Annotated in this window: 29 protein-coding genes; 25 read left to right on the top strand and 4 right to left on the bottom strand. The window is 49.4% G+C overall.

Translation table 11 applies throughout. The features are described 5' to 3' along the window. Positions 1-17: 17 nt before the first annotated feature. The 24 genes from mreD to rsfS all read left to right on the top strand — a co-directional run bounded on the left by mreD (position 18) and on the right by rsfS (position 19,044). Positions 18-536, top strand: a complete 519-nt coding sequence (mreD, locus tag NFS35_RS11130) for a rod shape-determining protein MreD (RefSeq protein WP_251207201.1) — start codon at positions 18-20, stop codon at positions 534-536. Beyond that, the gene (locus tag NFS35_RS11125) at positions 505-3,414 is read left to right on the top strand and encodes a penicillin-binding transpeptidase domain-containing protein (protein WP_251207200.1); all 2,910 of its coding nucleotides are present in this window, start codon (positions 505-507) and stop codon (positions 3,412-3,414) included. Before mreD ends, NFS35_RS11125 begins: the two co-directional genes overlap by 32 nt. 19 nt (positions 3,415-3,433) lie before the next feature. Continuing rightward, on the top strand, positions 3,434-4,105 hold the full coding sequence (locus NFS35_RS11120; protein ID WP_251207199.1) for a septum site-determining protein MinC: 672 nt from the start codon (positions 3,434-3,436) through the stop codon (positions 4,103-4,105). 84 nt (positions 4,106-4,189) lie between these two features. Next, positions 4,190-5,011: a septum site-determining protein MinD gene (minD, locus tag NFS35_RS11115; protein WP_251207198.1), complete on the top strand. Its 822-nt coding sequence runs from the start codon at positions 4,190-4,192 to the stop codon at positions 5,009-5,011. Between the two features lie 12 nt (positions 5,012-5,023). Next, positions 5,024-5,302: a cell division topological specificity factor MinE gene (gene minE, locus NFS35_RS11110; RefSeq protein WP_251207197.1), complete on the top strand. Its 279-nt coding sequence runs from the start codon at positions 5,024-5,026 to the stop codon at positions 5,300-5,302. 31 nt (positions 5,303-5,333) lie between these two features. Further along, positions 5,334-6,446: an FtsW/RodA/SpoVE family cell cycle protein gene (locus tag NFS35_RS11105; protein WP_251207196.1), complete on the top strand. Its 1,113-nt coding sequence runs from the start codon at positions 5,334-5,336 to the stop codon at positions 6,444-6,446. A gap of 25 nt (positions 6,447-6,471) precedes the next feature. Beyond that, on the top strand, positions 6,472-6,867 hold the full coding sequence (gene mgsA / locus NFS35_RS11100; RefSeq protein ID WP_251207195.1) for a methylglyoxal synthase: 396 nt from the start codon (positions 6,472-6,474) through the stop codon (positions 6,865-6,867). Next, positions 6,851-7,837 carry a D-alanyl-D-alanine carboxypeptidase family protein gene (locus NFS35_RS11095; protein ID WP_251207194.1) on the top strand — a complete coding sequence of 329 codons (987 nt, stop codon included), beginning with the start codon at positions 6,851-6,853 and terminating at the stop codon, positions 7,835-7,837. The genes mgsA and NFS35_RS11095 overlap by 17 nt, the downstream gene beginning before the upstream one ends. Before the next feature lie 108 nt (positions 7,838-7,945). Further along, positions 7,946-8,365: a twitching motility protein PilT gene (locus tag NFS35_RS11090; protein ID WP_251207193.1), complete on the top strand. Its 420-nt coding sequence runs from the start codon at positions 7,946-7,948 to the stop codon at positions 8,363-8,365. A gap of 120 nt (positions 8,366-8,485) precedes the next feature. Further along, the gene (locus tag NFS35_RS11085; protein WP_251207192.1) at positions 8,486-9,991 is read left to right on the top strand and encodes an HlyD family efflux transporter periplasmic adaptor subunit; all 1,506 of its coding nucleotides are present in this window, start codon (positions 8,486-8,488) and stop codon (positions 9,989-9,991) included. Positions 9,992-9,994: 3 nt separating this feature from the next. After that, complete coding sequence (locus tag NFS35_RS11080; RefSeq protein ID WP_251207191.1) at positions 9,995-10,684, top strand: YggS family pyridoxal phosphate-dependent enzyme; 690 nt, start codon at positions 9,995-9,997, stop codon at positions 10,682-10,684. Between the two features lie 34 nt (positions 10,685-10,718). Then, complete coding sequence (locus NFS35_RS11075) at positions 10,719-11,255, top strand: cell division protein SepF (RefSeq protein ID WP_251207190.1); 537 nt, start codon at positions 10,719-10,721, stop codon at positions 11,253-11,255. A 45-nt stretch (positions 11,256-11,300) separates the two neighbouring features. Beyond that, complete coding sequence (gene aroB, locus NFS35_RS11070; protein ID WP_251207189.1) at positions 11,301-12,410, top strand: 3-dehydroquinate synthase; 1,110 nt, start codon at positions 11,301-11,303, stop codon at positions 12,408-12,410. Then, positions 12,403-12,927 (top strand): signal peptidase II, encoded by a 525-nt coding sequence (lspA, locus tag NFS35_RS11065; protein WP_251207188.1) that lies wholly within the window; start codon positions 12,403-12,405, stop codon positions 12,925-12,927. Before aroB ends, lspA begins: the two co-directional genes overlap by 8 nt. Before the next feature lie 53 nt (positions 12,928-12,980). After that, entirely contained in the window at positions 12,981-13,910 is a 930-nt protein-coding gene (locus NFS35_RS11060) for an RluA family pseudouridine synthase (RefSeq protein WP_251207187.1), read from the top strand. A 106-nt stretch (positions 13,911-14,016) separates the two neighbouring features. Then, complete coding sequence (locus tag NFS35_RS11055; RefSeq protein ID WP_251207186.1) at positions 14,017-14,643, top strand: cytidylate kinase-like family protein; 627 nt, start codon at positions 14,017-14,019, stop codon at positions 14,641-14,643. Positions 14,644-14,818: 175 nt separating this feature from the next. Then, on the top strand, positions 14,819-15,124 hold the full coding sequence (rplU, locus tag NFS35_RS11050; protein WP_251207185.1) for a 50S ribosomal protein L21: 306 nt from the start codon (positions 14,819-14,821) through the stop codon (positions 15,122-15,124). 6 nt (positions 15,125-15,130) lie between these two features. After that, on the top strand, positions 15,131-15,463 hold the full coding sequence (locus NFS35_RS11045; protein ID WP_251207184.1) for a ribosomal-processing cysteine protease Prp: 333 nt from the start codon (positions 15,131-15,133) through the stop codon (positions 15,461-15,463). A gap of 3 nt (positions 15,464-15,466) precedes the next feature. Beyond that, positions 15,467-15,751, top strand: a complete 285-nt coding sequence (rpmA, locus tag NFS35_RS11040) for a 50S ribosomal protein L27 (protein WP_251207183.1) — start codon at positions 15,467-15,469, stop codon at positions 15,749-15,751. A gap of 94 nt (positions 15,752-15,845) precedes the next feature. Beyond that, entirely contained in the window at positions 15,846-17,135 is a 1,290-nt protein-coding gene (gene obgE, locus NFS35_RS11035) for a GTPase ObgE (protein WP_251207182.1), read from the top strand. Between the two features lie 50 nt (positions 17,136-17,185). Continuing rightward, positions 17,186-17,476: a ribosome assembly RNA-binding protein YhbY gene (gene yhbY / locus NFS35_RS11030; protein ID WP_251207181.1), complete on the top strand. Its 291-nt coding sequence runs from the start codon at positions 17,186-17,188 to the stop codon at positions 17,474-17,476. A gap of 10 nt (positions 17,477-17,486) precedes the next feature. After that, positions 17,487-18,107 (top strand): nicotinate-nucleotide adenylyltransferase, encoded by a 621-nt coding sequence (nadD, locus tag NFS35_RS11025; RefSeq protein WP_251207180.1) that lies wholly within the window; start codon positions 17,487-17,489, stop codon positions 18,105-18,107. Positions 18,108-18,129: 22 nt separating this feature from the next. Further along, positions 18,130-18,663: a bis(5'-nucleosyl)-tetraphosphatase (symmetrical) YqeK gene (yqeK, locus tag NFS35_RS11020; RefSeq protein ID WP_251207179.1), complete on the top strand. Its 534-nt coding sequence runs from the start codon at positions 18,130-18,132 to the stop codon at positions 18,661-18,663. Between the two features lie 27 nt (positions 18,664-18,690). Beyond that, positions 18,691-19,044 (top strand): ribosome silencing factor, encoded by a 354-nt coding sequence (gene rsfS, locus NFS35_RS11015; protein ID WP_251207280.1) that lies wholly within the window; start codon positions 18,691-18,693, stop codon positions 19,042-19,044. Positions 19,045-19,112: 68 nt separating this feature from the next. Here the strand turns inward: rsfS and NFS35_RS11010 are convergent, their stop codons facing one another. Then, positions 19,113-19,328 carry a DUF378 domain-containing protein gene (locus tag NFS35_RS11010; protein ID WP_251207178.1) on the bottom strand — a complete coding sequence of 72 codons (216 nt, stop codon included), beginning with the start codon at positions 19,326-19,328 and terminating at the stop codon, positions 19,113-19,115. 136 nt (positions 19,329-19,464) lie between these two features. Then, positions 19,465-20,082: a transcriptional repressor LexA gene (gene lexA / locus NFS35_RS11005; RefSeq protein WP_251207177.1), complete on the bottom strand. Its 618-nt coding sequence runs from the start codon at positions 20,080-20,082 to the stop codon at positions 19,465-19,467. Between the two features lie 199 nt (positions 20,083-20,281). On the opposite strand from lexA, the gene NFS35_RS11000 reads away from it, so the two are divergent. Beyond that, positions 20,282-20,674: a LysM peptidoglycan-binding domain-containing protein gene (locus tag NFS35_RS11000; RefSeq protein WP_251207176.1), complete on the top strand. Its 393-nt coding sequence runs from the start codon at positions 20,282-20,284 to the stop codon at positions 20,672-20,674. 3 nt (positions 20,675-20,677) lie between these two features. On the opposite strand, the gene NFS35_RS10995 is transcribed toward NFS35_RS11000, so the two are convergent. Both NFS35_RS10995 and NFS35_RS10990 read right to left on the bottom strand, forming a co-directional pair. After that, a complete protein-coding gene (locus tag NFS35_RS10995) occupies positions 20,678-21,751 on the bottom strand; it encodes a tyrosine-type recombinase/integrase (protein ID WP_251207175.1) in 1,074 nt (357 codons plus the stop codon). Beyond that, on the bottom strand, positions 21,735-22,466 hold the full coding sequence (locus tag NFS35_RS10990) for a tRNA lysidine(34) synthetase (protein WP_251207174.1): 732 nt from the start codon (positions 22,464-22,466) through the stop codon (positions 21,735-21,737). The genes NFS35_RS10995 and NFS35_RS10990 overlap by 17 nt, the downstream gene beginning before the upstream one ends. Between the last annotated feature and the right edge of the window lie 160 nt (positions 22,467-22,626).

Here is a 22,626-nt window from a genome sequence, read left to right as displayed (position 1 = left end):
CTTAAGGGGGAGTACGCATGCTTCGTAAAATAGTTGTGACAGTATTCATTATCGTATGTTTCGTCCTGCAGTGCAGTGTCTTTAGCAGCCTGGCCCTGGCGGGCATCATACCGAACCTTATGATTATATTGACGTCTTCTTTCGGATTTATGAGAGGAGAGCGGGAAGGACTGCTGATCGGTTTCTTCTGCGGGCTTATGAGCGATATCTTTTTCGGCGGATTCCTGGGCTTTTATGCGCTGTTGCTGATGTACATAGGCTTTTTGAACGGAAAGTTCTGCAAGATTTTTTACCCTGAGGATATCAAGCTTCCGCTGGCGCTGATTGTGGTAAGCGACCTGTCCTATGGAATCATATGCTATATTCTGACTTTTATGCTTCGGAGCAGGTTTGCTTTTTCCTATTATTTTACCCACATCATCCTGCCGGAGACATTGTACACCATTGTCGTAACCTTATTTTTGTATCCAGTGATTCTGAAAGTCAATGAAAAGCTGGAGGGATATGAAAGAAAGAGAGCACAGAAATTTGTTTGATGAGTTCAAGGAAAAGATAATCGGCATCATAACCAGCAGACTGACAGTTTTCACAGTGGTATTCTGTCTGTTCGCGGGCGTGCTGATCTATCGCTGCTTCGACTTGCAGATTGTCCACGGTTCTGAATATCTTGAGGAGTTTGTCCTGGAGATAGAGAAGACCCGCGACATCGCAAGCACCCGGGGCAATATCTATGACAGGAACGGAAATGTGCTGGCATACAACGAGCTGGCGTATTCAGTGAAGATAGAGGACGTATTCGAATCAGGGAGGCTCAAGAACGCGAATCTGAACGACACGGTCTACCGGCTGATTCAGATGATCGAGAAGAACGGCGACAAATGTATCACGGATTTTAAGATATTTTTAAACGAAGACAGGGAATTCCAATATTCAGTGGAAGGCGTCAGCCTGCTGCGCTTCATCGCGGATGTATACGGAAAGCCTGACATCGGGGATCTGAAAGATGAGGAGCGCACCGCCACGGCGGATGACATCATGGCATTCTTAAGTGGTACTGCTAATTTTGCTATCGGAAACTATGAGGATCCTGACAATTCCAAAAGCAAGTTCCTGGTGGGGGACGGCTATACCAAAGAGGACTGGCTGACCATGGTCACCATCCGGTATGCCATGAACCTGACCTCTTTCCGGAAATATATCGGCACTACTGTGGCCACCAATGTGAACGAGAAGACGGTGGCAGTCATCATGGAGAACTCTCAGTCCCTGCCAGGGGTAACCATAGAGGCGGACACGGTGCGCCGTTATGTGGACTCCGAATATTTCGCCCATGTGCTGGGATACACGGGCAAGATTTCCTCCGATGAGCTGGCGGATCTGAACAGCCAGATGGAGGAGCAGGGATTCGGAAGCGATGTCTACAATATCAACGACGTGGTAGGCAAGAGCGGTATAGAATCCTACCTGGAGACCACGCTCCAGGGCCAGAAAGGTTATGAGAAAGTCATCGTGGACAACATGGGCAAGGTCATCTCCATCGAGGAGCGCAAGGAGGCCACGGCGGGACAGGATGTGTATCTGACCATCGACAAGGACCTGACAGAGGCTATCTACCACATCATGGAGCAGAAGCTGGCGGGTCTGGTGTCCGACATGATTATCAATGCCAAGGAATATGTCCCTGCGAAGAACGCGGACAGCAGCGCTATCCGAATTCCCATATATGATGTGTATTTTACCATGTTCGATAATTCCGTCATCGATATCAGATCCATGGCCGGGGAAGATGCCATGGAGACGGAAAAGGAAGTCTACGCGGCTTATCTGGCCTACAAAGCGGCTGCCTATGATACGTTGCGCTATGAACTGACAGAAGGGTTTACCCCTTATAATCAGCTTTCCAAGGAATATCAGGTCTACCAGAGCAACATCGTGACGCTGCTGCGCAGAAACGGCATCATCATGGCGGATGCGGTGGTGTCGGATGACGCCACGCAGGTGGCCTGGGCCACGGAGGAGGTCATCAGTCTAAGCGAGTATCTGAAGCACTGCATCTCTCAGAACTGGATTGATGTGAGCAAGCTGGATTTGGACGACAAGTACTCCGATTCTGCGGAAATCTATGACAAGATATTGGAATATATCATTGAAATGGCAGACAATAATACGGAGTTTCAGAAACGTTTTTACAAATATATGCTTCTGAATGATGTGATAAGCGGCAGACAGGTATGCCAGATTCTCTGTGAACAGGGCAGGATTTCAGTGCCGGAGGACGAGAGAGAGGCTGTTTTTGAAGGGAGGATGAGCGCATGGCAGTTCATGATGAACCGTATAGACCATCTGGATATCACGCCCGCTCAGCTGGCCCTGGATCCCTGCAACGCCTCCTGCGTGGTCACGGATGTGAACACGGGAGATGTGCTGGCCATCGTGTCCTATCCCGGATATGACAACAATAAGATGGCCAATTCTATCGATGCGGAGTATTACGCCCAGCTGAATGCGGACAAGTCCAATCCTCAGTACAATTATGCCACCCAGTATGCGGCGGCGCCGGGCTCAACCTTTAAGATGCTGTCAGCGGCCGCCGGATTGATGGAGGGCGTTGTGAACTTGGACAGTAAGGTTGACTGTAAGGGTATCTTCACGGAAATCGATCCTCCGCCCAACTGCTGGAACCGATACGGGCATGGGGACGAGACGGTTGTGTCAGCCATCCGCGAGTCCTGCGACGTTTATTTCTATGAGATAGGATACCAGCTTTCCATGGGCTCAGGCATCTATAATGAGACGGAGGGTCTGGATACGCTGTATAAGTACGCGGAGCAGTTTGGACTGACGGAGAAGTCCGGCGTCGAGATATCCGAGGCCTCTCCCAATGTGTCTACGGAGGATCCGGTGCGTTCCTCCATCGGCCAGGGCAGCAACAGCTATACGCTGACGGGGATTGCCCGGTATGTGACCACGGTGGCCAACGGCGGTTATTGTTATAATCTGACTTTATTGGATAAAATAGCGGATTCTGAGGGCGAGGTAGTGGAGGAATTCCAGCCGGACCTCCGCAATATCGTGGAGATGCCTGCGGAATATTGGAATGCCATCCATCTGGGAATGCGCCAGGTGGTGGAGAGCAAGAGCTATTTCAGCAATCTGGCGGTGAACGTGGCCGGAAAGACCGGTACGGCGGAGCAGACCAATGACAGGCCCAGCCATGCGCTGTTCGCCTGCTATGCGCCCTATGAGCAGCCTGAAATCAGCATCGTCACGAGAATTCCTTTCGGATATTCCTCGGACTATGCGGCGCAGGCTACCAGAGATGTGGTGAAATATTATTATGGTCTGGCTGAGGTGGATGAACTGATTACCGGCACGGCGGACGAGCCGGACGGCGGTATCACCAATGAGCGCTAGACAAAAAGGAGGGCGGAGCATGAGAGAAGCAGTCATCATCAAAAGCTTTCCCAATGGAATTGCATTATATCTGAACGCGGAGATGCCCTTTGAAAATCTTTTGGAGGAAATAGGATACAAATTCTCCGATGCCAGGAATTTCTTCGGCGCGGTCACCATGGCGCTGTCCATAGAGGGACGCACCGTGACGGACGTGGAAGAAATCCGGATACTGGAGACCATCCGGGACAACAGCGACATCAACGTTATGTGCATTGTGGAAAAGGATGATACCGTCAATAAAAATTACGTGAAGGCGCTGGAGCGCACGGAAGCAGCCATGGCTCAGAAGCCGGAAGGGCAGTTCTTCCGGGGCGATTTGAAAGACGGGGAAGTGCTGGAGACGGAGAACAGCATCATCATGCTGGGGGATGTCTATCCGGGAAGCAGCATCATCAGCGCGAAGAACATCATCATATTGGGAGGACTATACGGGAAAGCCCATGCAGGAGGGAACGGGCTGGAGGGAGCTTTTATAGCAGCGTTTGAAATGGAGCCGGAGAGAATCAGAATCGGCGATTTCAAATATAAATCAGGTACCAGACGATCAAGATGGGGAATCAAACCCAAAGTACAGCCGAAAATCGCATCCGTAAAAAACGACAGAGTCATCATCGAAGCGCTTACCAAAGATTTGCTGAGCAGCTTCTGATACGCGTCGAGGCCGTGTCTGGAAGTGTTTAGTGGACGACAATCGAAATCGCATTGCGAAATTCTTTTTTTGGAGGACAGAAAAATGGAAAAAGAGCATTCCATGGAGCAGAAAAGCTCCAAAGTCATTGTCGTCACTTCAGGAAAAGGCGGCGTGGGCAAGACCACCACGACTGCAAACGTAGGAACGGGTCTGGCGAAGCTTGGGAAAAAGGTCTGTCTTATCGACACGGATATCGGCCTCCGCAATCTGGACGTGGTCATGGGACTGGAGAACCGCATCGTCTACAATCTGGTGGACGTGGTGGAGGGAAACTGCCGGGTGAAGCAGGCATTGATCCGCGACAAGCGCCATCCGGGGCTGTATCTGATGCCTTCTGCCCAGACCAGGGACAAGTCTGCAGTGTCACCGGGACAGATGGTGAAAGTGATTGAACACTTAAAGGAGCAGTTCGATTACATTCTGCTGGATTGCCCGGCAGGTATCGAGCAGGGCTTCCAGAATGCCATTGCCGGAGCGGACAGGGCGTTAGTCGTGACTACCCCTGAGGTGTCGGCCATCCGGGACGCGGACCGCATCATCGGGCTGCTGGAGGCCAACGGTTTCAAACAGATGAATCTGATTATCAACCGGCTGCGGATGGACATGGTCAGGCGAGGGGATATGATGTCCGCCCAGGACGTGGTGGATATCCTTGCCATTCCGCTGATCGGTATCATACCGGACGATGAGAGCGTGGTAGTGGCCACCAACCAGGGAGAGCCCCTTGTGGGGAGCAGCTCTCCGGCAGGGCAGGCCTACGCGAATGTAGTGCATCGGGTGGAGGGGAAAGAGGTACCTTATCTGAATTTCGACAAGGGGATTTCTTTCTGGACCAGGGTCACAGGTATTTTTCACAGGGCATAGGAGGAGTGAAAGATGAGACATTTTTTTCGCAGAAAGAGCTCCTGCCAGATTGCGAAGGACAGACTGAAGATTCTGCTGATATCGGACAGGGTCAACTGTTCGCCGGAGGTAATGGAGCTGATCAAGACGGACATAGCCAAGGTTTTGTCCAAGTACATGAAGATAGATTCGGAAAATATGGATATCCAGATCAACACGAAAGGGAATAAATCGGGGCGGGGCGGCAAGATGCCCTCGCTGTACGCAAATATCCCCATCGTGGACGTGACGGCCAAGGATCTGGCGAAATAAAGGCCGAGGGAAATGATGTATAGAGGAAAATATGTTTAAAAGATACAGATTACGGGATTATGATTTTAAATTGGTGCTGCTGATACTGGCTCTTTCGGCCGTAGGCGTCATCGCCATTGGAAGCGCGGAGCCGTCCCTGCAGTCAAGGCAGCTGGCGGGAGTGGCGGCCGGAGTAGTCATGATGATAGTCATTTCTTTCTTCGACTACACAGCCCTGATCAGGCTGAACTGGCTGATGTACGTGGGCAATCTGGTGCTGCTGGTGGCCGTCTGGCAGCTGGGAGATGAGGCGAAAGGGGCGACGCGCTGGCTCACGATTGGCGGTTTGAGATTTCAACCTTCAGAAACTGCAAAAATTTTGTTGATTTTATTCTTCGCACAGTTTATTATGAAACATAGGAAGAAATTGAACACCGTGACAATCTTGGGTAGCTGTGTGGCGATGTATGCCCTGCCGTGGATTCTGGTCTGGAAGCAGCCGGATCTGTCCACCAGCATTGTGCTGCTGGCGATATTCTGTGTCATTATGTTTTCCGGAGGCATCAGCCTGAAAGTCGTGTTCGGGGTGATGGCGGTGGCGATTCCCGCAGTAGCGCTGGTGATATCGCTGGCCCTGCAGCCGGACAACGACCTGCTGACAGAGAACCAGAAGAACCGGGTGCTGGCTTTCGTGAACCCGCAGGAGTACGAGACCACCTTTGCCTACCAGCAGCTGAATTCCGTGACGGCGATCGCCTCCGGGCAGCTGGAGGGGAAAGGTTACAAAAATAATGAGATTACATCGGTGAAAAATGGCAATTTTCTTTCAGAGGCGCAGACAGACTTTATCTTTTCCGTAATAGGAGAAGAATTCGGCTTCAAGGGGAGCGTCGTGGTAATCGTGTTGCTATTCTGTGTGGCATTGGAATGCATCTCGGTGGCCCGTAAGGCGAAGGATGTGGCGGGGACGATTATCGCCGCCAGCATGGGAGGGCTCGTGGCTTTTCAGGGCTTTTTCAATATTGGCGTAGCGACTTTCATCCTGCCTACGACAGGACTTACGCTTCCTTTTGTCAGCTATGGTCTGACTTCGCTGCTGAGTCTATTTATCGGCATGGGGTTTGTCCTGAACATAAGGCTTCAGGCAAAGAAATCGAAACAGTAGAAGATGCTATGGAGGAGGTACACGTATGAACATTGCGTTGATTGCACATGATGCAAAAAAGAAGCTGATGCAGAACTTCTGCATTGCTTACAGGGGGATTTTGAGCAAGAATGATCTGTATGCCACAGGCACCACAGGACGTCTGATAGAGGAGGTCACGAACCTGAGTGTCCACAAGTGCCTGGCGGGACACCTGGGCGGGGAGCAGCAGATCGGAGCACAGATTGAGAACAATGAGATTGATTTGGTGATTTTTCTGCGCGATCCTTTAAGCCCGAAGAAGCATGAGCCGGATGTGAATAATGTGGTGCACCTGTGCGATACCCACAATATTCCGCTGGCGACGAATCTGGCAAGCGCGGAACTGTTGATCAAGGCTCTGGACAGAGGGGATTTGGAATGGCGTGAATTATACAAGTAGGAAAAGGCTTCTTTCATTGTTAGGCAGCATGCTGCTCATTGTCTGCTGGTGCACGGGCTGCGGGAATCTGTCTTATGACATGGCATACCATGTGGATTATGACGTGAGCAGCTTTAATGTGGTGACCAGGCAGGAGACGCGGACGGCCGTGCCCTTCGCGGAGAATCTGTGCGTGGCGGCGGGCAATGTCCTGAGCGATACCGTGGATATGTCCCATGCGGAGGCTGCAGGTTTGTTCGGGTTGAACGAAAGGCAGGTTCTCTACGCCCAGAATATCCATGAAAGGCTGCACCCGGCCAGTCTGACCAAGGTGATGACGGCGCTGGTCGCTCTGAAGTACGGCCAGCTGAACCAGACATTGACGGCCTCCGATGCGGTCAATATTACGGAATCCGGGGCAGTGCTCTGCGGCCTGAGGGCAGGGGATACCATGACTATGGACCAGGCGCTGCGGATTCTGCTGATATATTCCGCCAACGACGCGGCGATGTTGATCGCGGAAAATGTAGGCGGGAGCGTGGAGCGCTTCGTAGAGATGATGAACGAGGAGGCGGCCAGGCTCGGCGCCACCAACACGAACTTCATGAATCCCCACGGACTGACGGAATCGGAGCATTATACCACGGTCTATGATCTTTATCTGATTTTTAATGAAGCCGTCAAGTATGAAACCTTTAATGAAATCATACATATGTCCGGCTACCAGACCGTATTTTACGACAAGGACGGAAAAGAGAAAGCCTTTGACCAGCAGAACTCGAACCAGTATCTGCGGGGAGAAAGGCAGATTCCCGCCAATGTGACAGTCATCGGAGGCAAGACCGGGACTACTAATGCGGCGGGGTATTGTCTGATGCTTCTTTCCCGGGACGAGAACGGCGCGCCTTATATCTCCATCGTGCTGCGAGCGGAGGGGGTTGAGGAGCTGTATATGGAAATGACAGATTTACTTGACGAGATTCATAAATAGAGGTTGTTTTTTGGATGCATTTCACTTATAATGGTTGTAGGGCAGTGCTGCAACGGAAATGCGGTGGGTGTATCCATCGTAAATATTAATACTATAGGAGGGTTTCCAATGGTCCAGTTAATCGTAGGCAATAAAGGTAAAGGTAAGACAACGCAGCTATTGGAGAAGGTAAATAGCGAAATCAAGGAGATTGCAGGCAATATTGTGTATCTTGATAAGAATACCAAACATATGTACGAACTGAACAATAAAGTGCGCCTGATAGATGTCTCTCAGTACATGATTGAGAACAGCAGCGAGTTCATGGGCTTTGTGAGCGGCATCATTTCACAGGATCACGATCTGCAGCAGATGTATTTCGATAACTTCTTAAAGATAGCATGCCTTGAGGGTCAGGATATCGGATCCGTCATGGAAAAATTGGAAAAACTCAGCAACAATTTCGATGTGGATTTCATCTTAAGCATATCCATGGATGAATCGCAGATTCCTGAAGATTTAAAGGACAAAGTCATCGTTTCCCTCTAATGGCTTTTTGGCCGTAAGAGTGTGGACGAGTGGTGCATTGATTGCAGAAATCATAAGATTTGATTACACACAAAAGCCTCGGAACGCAACTGCCCGGGGCTTTTGTTTGGAGGCGCGGGATTGGCAAAGGGCAGGAGACGGAAAAGGGGCGTTCCACGGAATGGCACCAGGAGGCGGCAGAATGTTCCGGGGAGGAAAAGGGCTCCGGCAAAGAAAGTAACCCAAATAAGAAAATACAGGAAACCGCTGAATCTGAATATCGGAATGCTGATTTTCGGAGTCATTTTCTTTTATGTGGTCGTCTGTGTCATCATATACTTCCAGACCAGCCACATCGTCCGATACGAAGTGCAGGAGGGCTCTCTTGCCACGGATACGGTCTACCGGGGGGTGGCGCTGCGGGACGAGACAGTGGTGAATGCCGAGACTGCGGGTTATGTGAGCTACTATGCCAGAGAAGGAGAACGGGTAGCGAAGAACAATCTTGTCTATATCGTGGATGAGACGGGACGCCTGAACGAAGAGCTGGAGAACCTGAGCCTGGGGGAGAATTCCCTCTCTGACAGGGAGCTAACGGACTTCAGAAATGAAATCGTGAATTTCGTCCACGGATTCGATCCTGTGCAGTACGGCAGTACATATGACTTTAAATATTCTTTGAAAAATACAGTGCTGAAGCTGGCGAACACGAATATGCTCCAGAGCGTCGGCGATTTGGGCGGTACCTCAGGAGGGAACATCATCAATTATTCCTACGCGCCGGATACAGGAATCGTGACCTATTGGACGGACGGCTATGAGACTTTGACGCCGAAGGATGTGACGGCGGATATCTGGAACGAAGACGAGTACGAGAAGAAGCTGATGATGGGAAATTCCCTGGTGGCCGCGGGGGACGCGGTCTATAAATTATCCACCAATGAAAACTGGTCCATCGTCATCCCTGTGGATGCTGCCAAGGGCGCCCGGCTTCAGGATGAGGGTTTCATAAAAGTACGTTTTCTGAAGAACCAATATGAATCCTGGGGAGAGACGAAACTCCTCACCAATGCGGACGGCAATACCTATCTGCAGCTGACATTTACCAACTCCATGGTCGCTTTTGCCACAGACAGATTCCTGGACGTGGAGCTGATTGTCGAGGACGATACCGGCCTGAAGATTCCCGTTTCTTCTATTGTAGAAAAGGAATTCTTCCTGATACCGGAGGAATATGTGATTCCCGGCGGCAATAACGGCGGGGACAGCATCATGCGGCAGACAGTTTTGGAGGACGGCACGCTTTCCAGCGAATTGCTGGAGGTGGAAGTGTATTATTTTGACAATGAGACGAAAGAATACTATCTGGACAGCTCCATTCTGGACTCCGGGGACAGTCTCTATAAACTGGACAGCCAGGAGATATTTACGGTGAGCAAAAGGGCAACGCTGATTGGTGTATATAATATCAATAAAGGATATGCGGATTTCCGACAGATAACCATATTGGACCAGAATGATGAGTATGCTATCGTAGAGCCAAACATGAAATACGGCCTGAGCGTCTATGATTATATCGTATTGAATGCGGAGTCTGTAAATGACAATCAGTTCATTAATCAGAAGACCGGACAGAACGGAGGTTGAAAAGTGGTAAGGGAAAATTTGGAGACTGTGAAAGGTATCATCAGGGCTTCCTGTGAGCGCGCCGGGCGGCCGGAAAGCGAGGTGACACTGATAGCGGTCAGCAAGACAAAGCCTCTGGAGCTTGTGCAGGAAGCATATGAGGCCGGTGCAAGGGATTTCGGGGAGAACAAAGTGCAGGATCTCCTTGACAGGATAGAGACGATGCCTTCTGACATCAATTGGCATATGATCGGGCATCTGCAGAGAAATAAGGTCAAGTATATCGTTGGCAGGGTGGCGATGATACACAGTGTGGATTCCCTGCGGCTGGCGGAGGAAATCAGCAGGGAATCCGTGAAGCGGCAGGTGGAGACGGATATCCTGATTGAAGTCAATGTAGCCGGGGAGGAGAGCAAGTTCGGTGTGTCAGTGGAGGAAACCGCTTCGCTGGTGGAAAAAGCCTCAAAACTGCCCGCTGTACATGTGCGGGGATTAATGACAATAGCGCCTTTTGTGGAAGATGCGGAGGAGAATCGTAAATATTTCCAAAAATTAAAGCAATTGTCTGTTGACATAGAGAACAAAAACATTGATAATGTTAATATGTCTGTCCTATCTATGGGTATGACAGGAGACTACTCTGTGGCGATAGAAGAGGGTGCGACATTTGTAAGAGTCGGCACGGGGATATTCGGAGAGAGAGCCTTTGCATAGAACATGGAAGGCAGCGAAAGGCATGGTGTAAGAAATGGGTGTAATGGATAAGTTTTTGAACTATATGAAACTGAACGGCGAAGAGGATGACGAGTACTATGACGACGACTATCTGGACGAAGAGGACGAGGAGCCTGCGCCGCCTCCAAGAAGGGCTTCCTCAAAGGTGAGAGATATGGACGACTATGAGGATGATTACGCGGCGCCGCCTCCAAAGAAGCAGCCTGCCTCTTCCAGCAAGATTACGCCGATTAAACAGTCTGCTTCCAGGAGAGTCAGCGGCGGAAGCAGCATGGAGGTCTGTGTCATCAAGCCTACCTCTGTGGAGGATGCCAGAGAGATTACGGAGACGCTTCTGGCGAACCGCACGGTGGTGCTGAATCTGGAGGGGCTGGATGTCGAGGTGGCCCAGCGAATCATAGATTTTACCAGCGGCTCCTGTTTCGCCATATCCGGGAATCTGCAGAAGATATCTCATTATATCTTTATCATCACGCCTGCCAGCGTGGACATATCCGGCGACTTCCAGGATATCTTCAACGATTCTTTTGAAATGCCGTTGAATACATAATGGCGGGATTTGCCAAAGACCAATGATAGAGAGGTTTGGATAGATATGTCAGAGAGAATGCCTGTTTTGTATCAGAAGAAGCCCTGTTATGATATCGTGTTCAGTCAGTCTTTTGATGAACTGTGGGAAGAATTGTCTGCCCTTGAATGCGGAGAGAAGAAAATTTGCATCGCCACGGATTCAAAGGTAGATGAGCTCTATGGGGAGGAACTGCTTCATCTCATAGAGGGCAAATGCAGGAAAGCTGTGAAATATGTCTTCCCTCAGGGGGAGGAGAACAAGACGCTGGATACTGTGAAAGGTATCTATCGTTTTCTGATTGAGGAGGGATTCGACCGCAAGGATATGCTGCTGGCTCTGGGAGGCGGCGTCGCGGGCGATATCACGGGGTATGCTGCGGCTACTTATCTGCGGGGAATTGATTATGTTCAGATTCCCACCACATTGCTGGCTCAGGCGGACAGCAGCATCGGCGGGAAGACCGGCGTGGATTTCGACGGCTATAAGAATATGGTGGGGGCTTTCAAGATGCCCCGGCTGGTATATATGAATCTGGGAACTCTGCAGACTCTGGATGACAGGCAGTATTTTGCCGGCTTTGCGGAGGTCATGAAGCATGGCCTGATAAAGGATGCTCTGTTCTATGAGTGGCTGATAGAAAATATGTATGAAATCTGTGAGCGGGATTTAAAGGTGATTCAGGAGATGATGGTCCGCAGCTGTAATGTGAAGCGGCTGGTGGTGGAGAAAGACCCCACGGAGCAGGGAGACCGGGCTCTGCTCAATCTGGGCCATACGGTGGGCCATGCAATCGAAAAAGCAAAGAATTTCGAACTGTATCACGGAGAGTGCGTAGCGCTTGGTACTGTGGCCTCCGCGTATATATCATGGAAAAAGGAACTTCTCACCATGGAGGAATATTATGAAATAAGGGATATGTTCGTGCCTTTCTATCTCCCTATCTCCGTGGATAATATAGATCCCCAGGAGATTCTGAGGCTGACGAAATCTGACAAGAAGATGGAGTCCGGCAAGATTAAATTCGTACTGCTGAAAAAAATCGGCAAGGCTGTCATTGACAGGACCGTGACGGATGAGGAGATTCTGGCGGCCATTGAGGAAATCAATTTCAGTGAAGAGGATGCCCATGCGTAAAGACAGGAATTATGTACTTTTATTGATAGATATGCTGATTGCGGCGGCGCTTCTGGCTCTGGATCAGTTCACGAAGTATCTGGTGACGCTTCGACTGAAAGGCCAGCCGGCCTTTGTACTCATTGACGGCGTGCTGGAGCTGCAGTATTTTGAGAATACGGGAATCGCGTTCAGCCTGTTCCAGAACCGGAAATCCTTTATTCTGATTACGGGTTTTCTTGTGCTGGCTGTAATCCTGTTCTTTCTGTTCCGGATACCCCGGCAGAAGAAATTCCGCATCGTCCATGTACTTATGTCAGTATTGATTGCCGGGGCTCTGGGCAATATTGTGGACAGAATCCGGTTCGACTATGTGGTTGATTTCATTTCTTTTGTCTTGATTCATTATCCTATTTTTAATGTGGCTGACTGTTATATCGTAGTATCTGCCATTGTGCTGTTCCTTCTGTTCATGTTCGTCTATAAAGAGGAGGATTTGGAGTTCTTGAGTTTTAAGAAAAAAGCGCAGGCAGAATAAGTCAAAAGGAGATTTCCAATGGAAGAAAGGCTTCCAATGGAAAAAAGCTTTCCATGGATGAATTCCGTTATGCGGATGAGTTCCGCTATGAGATAACTGAAGAACTGGAGGGTGAGCGAATCGATAAGTGTCTTGCTATGCTTATCGATTCTTTGTCTCGCTCTTTTATTCAGAAAATGATAAAGGAGGAGGCTGTCACGGTTGACGGCATCCCTGTAAAAGGGAGCTACCGGGTGAAAGCGGAGGATCAGCTGTCCTTTCGGCTGCCCAAAGCCGTGGAACCGGACATTCTCCCTGAGGCCATTCCTTTGGATATCCTTTATGAAGACAGAGATGTCGTTATCGTGAATAAGCCAAAGGGGATGGTGGTGCATCCGGCTGCGGGGCATTACAGCGGCACTCTGGTGAATGCCCTGATGCATCACTGCGGGAAAGAACTCTCGGGGATTAACGGCATCATGCGGCCCGGCATCGTCCATCGGATCGATATGGACACTACCGGATCAATCATTGTCTGCAAGAATGATATGGCCCATACTTCCATCGCGGCCCAGCTGAAAGAGCATTCCATAACAAGGCGGTATCACGCCATCTGCTGCGGTGTTCTGAAAGAGGAGGAGGGAATCATCGACAGGCCGATTGGCAGGCATCCCACCGACAGGAAACGGATGGCTGTCAATGAAAAGAACGGGAAAGTGGCTGTCACCCATTACCGGGTGCTGGAGCGCTTTAACGGCTATACCTATATCGAATGTGAACTGGAGACCGGGCGGACCCACCAGATCAGGGTGCATATGGCATCCATCAATCATCCGCTGCTGGGAGATGAAGTGTATGCGGGAGGCCGAAAATCCCCTTTCCGCCTGCAGGGGCAGACACTCCATGCAAAGACATTGGGCTTTCGCCACCCTGCCACAGGAGAATATATGGAGGTGGACGCGCCGTTGCCGGAGTATTTTCTGCATTTGTTAGAAATACTTTAAGTTTATTTCCTATTGTCTAAATCCTTTGTTTGTTATATAATATAATCAGATAAAAGCTTTTATTTTTTGATAAAGCTTTTATACTCTGAAAAAGCGAGGTGTCAATATGAATACAGTGATTACGATTGGAAGACAATTCGGTTCAGCCGGGCGTGAGATAGGCGAGAAAGTTGCGGAGCATTTCGGAATCAAGTGCTATGACAAGGAACTTCTGAGCAGGGCTGCGAAAGAGAGCGGCTTCTGTGAGGAGATGATTCAGAACCATGACGAGCGGCCCACCAATTCGTTTTTGTATAATCTGGTAATGGATACCTATTCTTTCGGCTATAACAATTCCTCTTTTGTGGATATGCCGATTAGCCATAAGGTATTTCTGGCCCAGTTCGACACAATCAAGAAGATTGCGGACGAGGGGCCCTGCGTCATCGTGGGACGCTGTGCGGACTATGCCCTGGCCGGACGCAGCAATGTGGTGAATCTCTTCATCTATGGCAGCGAGGAAGCGAAAGTAAAGCATATCATGGAGCGCTACAGCTTAAGCGAGAACAAGGCAAAGGACATGATTATCAAGAAGGATAAGCAGCGCCAGAGCTATTATAATTACTATTCCTCAAAGAAATGGGGCCGCGCGGACAGCTATGACCTTTGCATCAACAGCAGTGTCCTTGGGGAAGAGGGCACCGTGAACCTGATTATTCAGTATGTGGAAGATTTCGAGAAGAAAAATGACTGAAACACTTGACAGTATCAGGCATCTTATGCTATGATGTCCTAGTGTGCATTATATGGTTGCATTTATGCATGGTGTATGCGCGCAAATGCCGCATGGTTCGGTCGAAGCGCAGCTAAGGCTGCCACCAAAGCCAGCGAGTAAATGGACTTCGGTTCATGAATAGGAGGTGCCTAATATGTACGCAATTATTGTAACAGGCGGAAAGCAGTACAAGGTTTCTGAGGGCGATGTCATCTTCGTTGAGAAGCTCGAGGGAGAAGCCGGCAGCGCTATTACATTTGACCGCGTTATCGCAGTGAGCGATAATGGGTTGAAGGTTGGTCAGGATGTAGCCAGCGCAACTGTATCCGGGACTGTGGTAGAGCAGGGCAAGGGTCGCAAGATTATTGTATACAAGTACAAGAGAAAGACCGGCTATCACAAGAAAAACGGCCACAGACAGCTTTACACCAAGGTCAAGATTGAAAAAATCAATGCATAATCAGTTATGACGACTGTAGTGATCTGCAGGGACAAAAAAGGCTCCTACAGAGGTTTTTACTGTATGGGGCATGCGGGATACGCCAGGCGCGGAAAGCCCGATATCCTTTGTGCGGCCATATCGGCTCTCACTATCGGCACTATCAATTCCCTGGAGGAATTAGCCGGGGAGAGGCTTGCAGTCACAGAGAATGAGGAGACAGGGTTCCTGAAATGTGATTTTGAGAGTATCCTGCAGGAAAAGTCGTGTTTCCTGATGGATTCCATGGTTTTCTGTCTGGAAAACATAAGCAGGGAATATGGCGGGAAGTATTTACAAGTAAAATTCGAGGAGGTGTAGACCATGTTTCGTATGAACCTTCAATTTTTCGCTCATAAAAAAGGAGTCGGTTCCACAAAGAACGGCAGAGACTCCGAGTCCAAGAGATTAGGCGCGAAGAGAGCTGACGGACAGTTCGTGAAAGCTGGAAATATTCTTTACAGACAGCGCGGGACCAAGATTCATCCTGGCGTAAACGTAGGAATCGGCGGAGACGATACCTTGTTTGCAAAGGTTGACGGCGTCCTTCGTTTCGAGAGAAAAGGAAGAGACAGGAAGTGTGCTTCTGTTTATCCTGTAGAGGAATAGTTCAATCGACAGGGACTCCAAACAATCCGTTTGGAGTCCTCGTTTTTGCCTTATAAGAAAGTTATGCGGAGAGCCGCATGAGGAAGGTATCATTATGTTTGCAGACAGAGCCAAGATATATGTGAGAAGCGGGAAAGGCGGGGACGGCCATGTCTCATTCCGCCGTGAAAAATATGTGCCCGCAGGCGGTCCTGACGGCGGGGACGGCGGAAAAGGCGGGGATGTGATTTTTGTGGTGGACGATGGGCTCAACACGTTGATCGACTTCCGCAATGTCCGAAAATATAAGGCCCAGGACGGAGAACCCGGCGGCAAGCGCAATTGCCGGGGAAAGGACGGAAACGATATCGTGCTGAAAGTGCCTCCCGGGACTGTCATCAAGGAGGCGGCCAGCGGGCAGGTCATCGTGGATATGTCCGGGGACAATCGCCAGATTGTGCTCTTAAAAGGAGGCCGGGGCGGCAGCGGAAACCAGCACTACGCCACCAGTACCATGCAGGCGCCCACCTATGCCCAACCGGGGCGGCCGGCCAAGGAGCTGGAGCTTCTGCTGGAATTGAAGGTCATCGCGGACGTGGGGCTGGTAGGCCTGCCCAATGTGGGAAAATCCACTTTCCTTGCGAGAGTCACTAATGCGAAGCCCAAGATTGCAAATTATCATTTTACTACATTGAATCCCAATCTGGGCGTGGTGGATCTGGATGGTACGAAAGGATTCGTCATCGCCGACATTCCGGGATTGATTGAGGGTGCCTCGGAAGGCATCGGACTCGGGCATGAGTTCCTGCGCCATATCGAGCGCACCAAGGTCATCATCCATATCGTGGATGCGGCCGGTACAGAGGGGCGGGATCCCATAGAGGATATCTACGCCATCAATAAGGAGCTGGATGCCTACAACCCGGACATCGCCAAGCGTCCCCAGGTCATTGCCGCTAACAAGATAGACGTGATTTTTGACAGGGATGACAGCCCCGTGAATGCCATAAAGGCGGAATTCGAGCCGAAAGGGATTCCTGTCTACCCTATTTCCGCGGTCAGCGGAGAGGGCGTGAGGGAGCTGCTGTACCATGTGAACCAGATGCTGGAGGAGCTGGGGGATGAGGTGACCGTGTTCGAACAGGAGTTCTTCCCGGAGCAGAATGTCAGTATCCAGAATGAACCTTATACGGTGGAATATGACGCTTCCAGCGATGAATATGTGGTAGAGGGGCCCCGCGTGGAGAAGATGCTGGGATATACCAATCTGGACAGCGAGAAGGGATTCGCCTTTTTCCAGAACTTCCTGAAGACCAGCGGTATCCTGGAACAGCTGGAGGCGCTGGGAATCAGCGATGGCGACACAGTCCGCATATATGGACATTCCTTTGACTATTATAAATAGGCAGACCCGGCATAGCCGGATAAATTTGATGAAAAGGGAAAAAGAAGATTATGACAAGTAAGCAGAGAGCGTATCTAAAAAGCCTGGCCAGCAATCTGAATCCGGTTTTTCAGGTGGGGAAATCCAGCCTGACACCAGAGCTGACGGCGGCCATCGGGGAGGCGTTCAACAGGAATGAATTGATTAAGATAGCGGTGCTGAAGAACTGTGCGGATGACCCGGGTGAGCTGGCGGAGATGGTGGCAGGCAGGACTCATTCCCAGGTGGTGCAGGTCATCGGCAAGCGGTTCGTGCTGTACAAGCCGGACAGGGACAAGCCGAAGATTGTGCTTCCCAAATAAGGAAAGAGAAATGAGACGAATCGGTATTGTAGGCGGCACATTCAACCCTATCCATGTGGGACATCTGATGCTGGCAGAGTGGGCGCTGGATGCGGTGGATTTGGATGAGGTGTGGATGATTCCCGCGGGAATGCCCTATATGAAAGCCACGCAGCAGATTCTTCCCGGCGAGGAACGGCTGCATATGGCACGGCTTGCCGTCAGGGATAATGATTGTTTCAAATGCCTTGACATAGAGGTCAGGAGAGAGGGCTATACTTATAGTTATGAGACCCTGGAGGAGCTGCGCAGGAGATATCCTGATGATGCGTTTTTCTTTATTGTGGGGGCTGACTGTCTGTTTGCGATTGAGAAGTGGAAAGCGCCGGAGCGGATTTTTGCCAGCTGCACTCTGGTAGCTGCGGTCCGGGGAGAGAACACACTTCCGGAAATGCTGGAAAAGAAGACTGACCTGGAGCAGAGATTCTGCAAAGGACAGGAGATTCTGCTTCTGCCTTTTCTTCATATGTCCCTTTCGTCCACGGAAATCAGGGAACGCATCCGCAGGGGACAGAGCGTCAGGTATCTGGTGCCTGACAGTGTATTGGCATATATCAGAGAAAAGGGATTTTACCGTGAAAAAAGCGACTAGTTTGAAGAAGCTCAGAAGAGCGATGGAAAAGATACAGGACAGCAAACGTTTTGAGCATACTTTGGGCGTGGAGTATACGGCGGCAGCTCTGGCTATGCGCTATGACTGTGATGTTCGGGATGCGCAGATTGCCGGATTGCTCCACGACTGCGCAAAATGCCTTACGGATGAGAAACGTCTTTCTATCTGCAAAAAGAATAAGATTCCCATTACTGCAGTGGAAAAGAAGAATCCTTTCCTGCTGCACGCCAAGGTGGGAGCCCATCTGGCTTACAAGGAATATGGCATCAGAAATCCGGATATCCTGAACGCCATCCGCAGCCATACTACGGGCAGGCAGAATATGAGCACTCTGGAAAAGATTGTTTTCGTTGCTGATTATATCGAGCCTGGAAGGATACATGCCCCCAATCTGGCTGAAATCAGAAAGCTCGCTTTCGTTGATTTGGACAAGGCCCTGGTCCGGATTTTAAAGGATACCCTGGATTATCTGAGGGCCTCCGGCGGAGATGTCGATCCGATGACGGAGGAGACCTGGAACTGTTACAATAAGTGATGCCCAACAGGAGGATTTATGAAAGAAATGAACGCAAAGGAAATGGCAAAGATGGCAATCGAGGCGCTTGAGGACAAGAAAGCAGAGGACATCCGTATCATTGACATCAGTGAGGTGTCTGTCATTGCAGATTATTTTATTATTGCAAGCGGCGGCAACAGGAATCAGATTCAGACACTGTGCGACAATGTACAGGAGACCCTGGGTCGGGCGGGCTGCCCGGAACGGCAGACGGAAGGGTATCAGACAGCCAACTGGATTCTCATGGATTTCGGCGATGTCATCGTCCATATCTTTGACCGGGAGAACAGACGGCTTTATGACCTGGAACGTATCTGGCGGGACGGAAAGCAGATGGAAGTAGAGGATTTAGAAGGTTAAGGCTTTTACAAAAATGGGAAAGGGAAACTCATGGCGCGGAAGATTCCGTCCAGAGTTTCCCTTTTTCGTTACACTGATTCCCCTCTGTTGCCCAGGTGCATATAAAAGCTGATCAGATAGAGTCCGCAGACGCCTACGATTGCGTAGACGATTCTGGAAAGCCACGACATATCACCAAAGATAAAGGCTACCAAATCGAAGCGGAATATGCCAATCAAAGCCCAGTTGATTGCACCGATGATGGCAATGGTAAGGGCAGTACCGTCCAAAAATTTATTTCCCATTTGTCTCCCTCTTTTCTGCGCGGCATTTAAAGTCCCGGCTATAATAATATCTGCAAAAGGAGAGAATTTATACGGGAACGATATAAAAATTTATTGCACGAAAAATTTATCAGAGAAAACTACAGTCTTTAATCTATCAACGGTAGAAGCGGAACACTCCGAACACTTTGCCAAGAATCTGGCAGTCGTCTACGATAATGGGCGCCATAGTGTCATTTTCGGGCTGCAGGCGGATATGGCCGTCCTCCCTATAAAAGGTCTTCACAGTGGCGGAATCGTCAATCAGGGCTACTACGATTTCACCATTGCTGGCATTGCTGCAGGAATTGACGAACACTCTGTCGCCATTGAAGATTCCTGCGTTGATCATGGAATCTCCCCGGACATTTAAAATGAAAGACTCGCCGCTTGGCACGATATCTGCCGGAACAGGAAAATAATCCTCGATGTTCTCCTCAGCAAGAATGGGCTGGCCGGCTGCCACATTGCCGATGATGGGAAGATTTACCATCTCCGTCCTTATCATCTGAAAGCTGTCATCACAGATTTCGATGGCTCTGGGCTTGGTGGGATCTCTTCGGATATATCCATTCTTTTCCAGAGTCTCCAGATGGGAGTGGACGGAAGAGGTGGATTTCAGCTTCACGGTCTCGCAGATTTCGCGGACTGTGGGCGGATAGCCTTTCTTCAGTATCTCTTCTTTAATATAATCAAGTATCTCCTGCTGTTTAGCGGATATCTTTCCAGATGCCATATGTTAACCTCCTGATTTTAAACTGACTATTCTTTTATCTATTTCTACCTTATCACAAATACGGAAAAAAAGCAAACATATATTCCAAAAATATGTTCGCTTTTTATTGACAAACAGATGTTCTTGTACTATAATGCAAATCAGAACAAATGTTCCAGAACATATGAACGGATTCAGGGTAAGGAAAGGGACTTAAAAGATGAAAGAGCAGAAGAGTATCCGCAGGATGAATGATGGAGAGCTGAGGTTTTGGAGGTGTATGATTCGCATGCGCAGAGAGCGCAGGCGCAAGATGATGGCTTCTACCTTTTTCGTGCTTGCTGTAACCTGTGTCATCATGACAGGGAGCATATTCTATTCCTCTATCAGGAGTCATGCCGGAAATGGCTTTAAGTATTATACGAGCGTTACGGTTGAAGCAGGCGAGACCCTCTGGAGCCTCGCCGATGAATATATAGATTATGATTATTATAAGGATAAAAATAAATATATCTCCGAGGTACGGACCATCAACCATCTGGATGACGACTATACGATTATAGCCGGTCAGACTCTGATTGTTCCCTATTATTCCGAGGAATATGTGGAATGACGCCTATTTCCCATCAGAAGGCTTTTCGCGGAGCCTTACGTATTGGGCCGCTTTGCGGCGATTTGCGTCCTGCTGTGCCGCGTAATGCTTTCTTGTGGTATTAACATCCTTATGGCCAAGGACATCCGCCACGAGATAGATGTCTCCGGTTTCCTGATACAGGGAAGTGCCATAAGTGCTCCGCAGTTTGTGGGGCGTTATCTTCTTTAGCGTGGTGACCCGGGACGCGTATTTCTTTACAAGATTCTCCACGGCCCGGACGGTCATTCTTCGATTCTGCAGGGAAAGGAAGAGGGCATTTTCATGTCCCTCCAGAGGGATGATTTGTTCTCTTTCCTCCAGATAGTCCAGAAGCGCGGTCTCTACCTCTTCACCAAAATAGACAACAGCCTCATATCCGCCCTTTCGGCGGATTTTGATGCCGCAGACATCAAAGTTGATGTCCTGCAAATCCAGGCCGACGCATTCGGACACACGGATTCCGGTTCCTAAGAGCAGGCTCAGGAGGGCTACGTCCCGTATCTTGGTTTTTTTATGGTATTCCCGTTCTTTCTTGGTAAGCTTGCTGCCATCCTCCACCTGATCCAACAGAATCGCCACTTCGTTAGGCTCTAAACGTATGATTTCCTTGTCATGGAGTTTTGGCAAAGATACAAGGGCGGCAGGATTGTTCTTAATCATCTCTGACTTGTAGAAATAATTGTAAAAGCTGCGCAGAGCCGCAAGCTTTCTTGACTTTCCGCGCTCCGCGTTGGTGATGTCCTTGCCGTCTTTCTGATAGAGGGACATGTATTCCAGATATTCTTCGATATCCAGATGTGTCAGCTCGTCCAACATAGAGAAAGGAAAATCCTTGATTTCCATCTTTTGGCATAAGGCATTCTGGGAGTGGAGATACTCAAAGAACAGCCTGAGGTCATAGGCATAGGCCAATCTGGTGCGCGCAGAGGTATATTCTTCGATTCCGCGGAAAAAGGTCTTGCAGAAAGGAGGGAGTGTCTCCAGGACGGCCCTCATTTTCAGGATATTTTGTTTGTTCTGTTCATCGTGATAATTATTTTCATTTAATACAGCCATATGTAGTCCAACCTTTCATATTGCCGCTTTGTATTGCTGTGAACATCCGTTCTTTTACCCCGGGATTTTCCTGATTCAGCTGGCGGAGCAGATTTTTTACATATTCGCGCTTGGTGTATCCATCTGCCGGGCAAGGACTTTTCACCACAGGGACATCATGTTTATGGACAAAGCCGATGACGTCCGCTTCATTCATGTACAGCAGAGGACGGATGACTGTAAGCTGAGTCCTGTCAAGATAAGTGACCGGTGAGAATGTATGGAATCGTCCCTCGAAGATAAGCGACATCAGCATAGTCTCCACCACATCGTCCTTGTGGTGGGCATAGGCGATTTTCTGACATCCGGCTTCCTTGATGGCCTGATTCAGGGCGCCTTTACGCATTTTGGCGCAGAGAGAGCAGGGATTATCCTCTTTGCGCTCCTCGAAGATGATATTTGCGATGTCTGTCTGTACAATAGTATATTCCACTTCCAGTTCCCGGCATAAATCCTTGATTTTATCAAGATTAAGGTTCTGGAATCCTAAATCCACTGTGACTGCATGGATATCAAAATGTTTTGGATAAAAGCGTCTTAAACTGTGAAGCGCATATAAAAGAGTGAGACTGTCTTTGCCGCCGGAGATACCGATGGCAATCTTATCGCCGTCCTCTATCATCTGATAATCGTCCACGGCTTTGCGGACGTAGCTTAATACCTGCTGAAGCTTCATATGTGCACCCCCATACCGGCCCTGGGCCGATATTCTTCTTACTGTTACTATTTTAGTATTTTTTCTAAATAAAGACAATAGAAATTATAAAGTAATTTCCATAATATTTTATTGTCGGATGGACATACTTTTATCAGATGTCAAATGAAAGGGGTATAAA

This window comes from Acetatifactor aquisgranensis (assembly GCF_943193215.1).
GTDB classification, from domain to species: Bacteria; Bacillota; Clostridia; order Lachnospirales; family Lachnospiraceae; genus Acetatifactor; species Acetatifactor aquisgranensis.
Note: the sequence above shows the minus strand (reverse complement) of the source record. Positions and strands in the feature narration are given on the sequence as shown.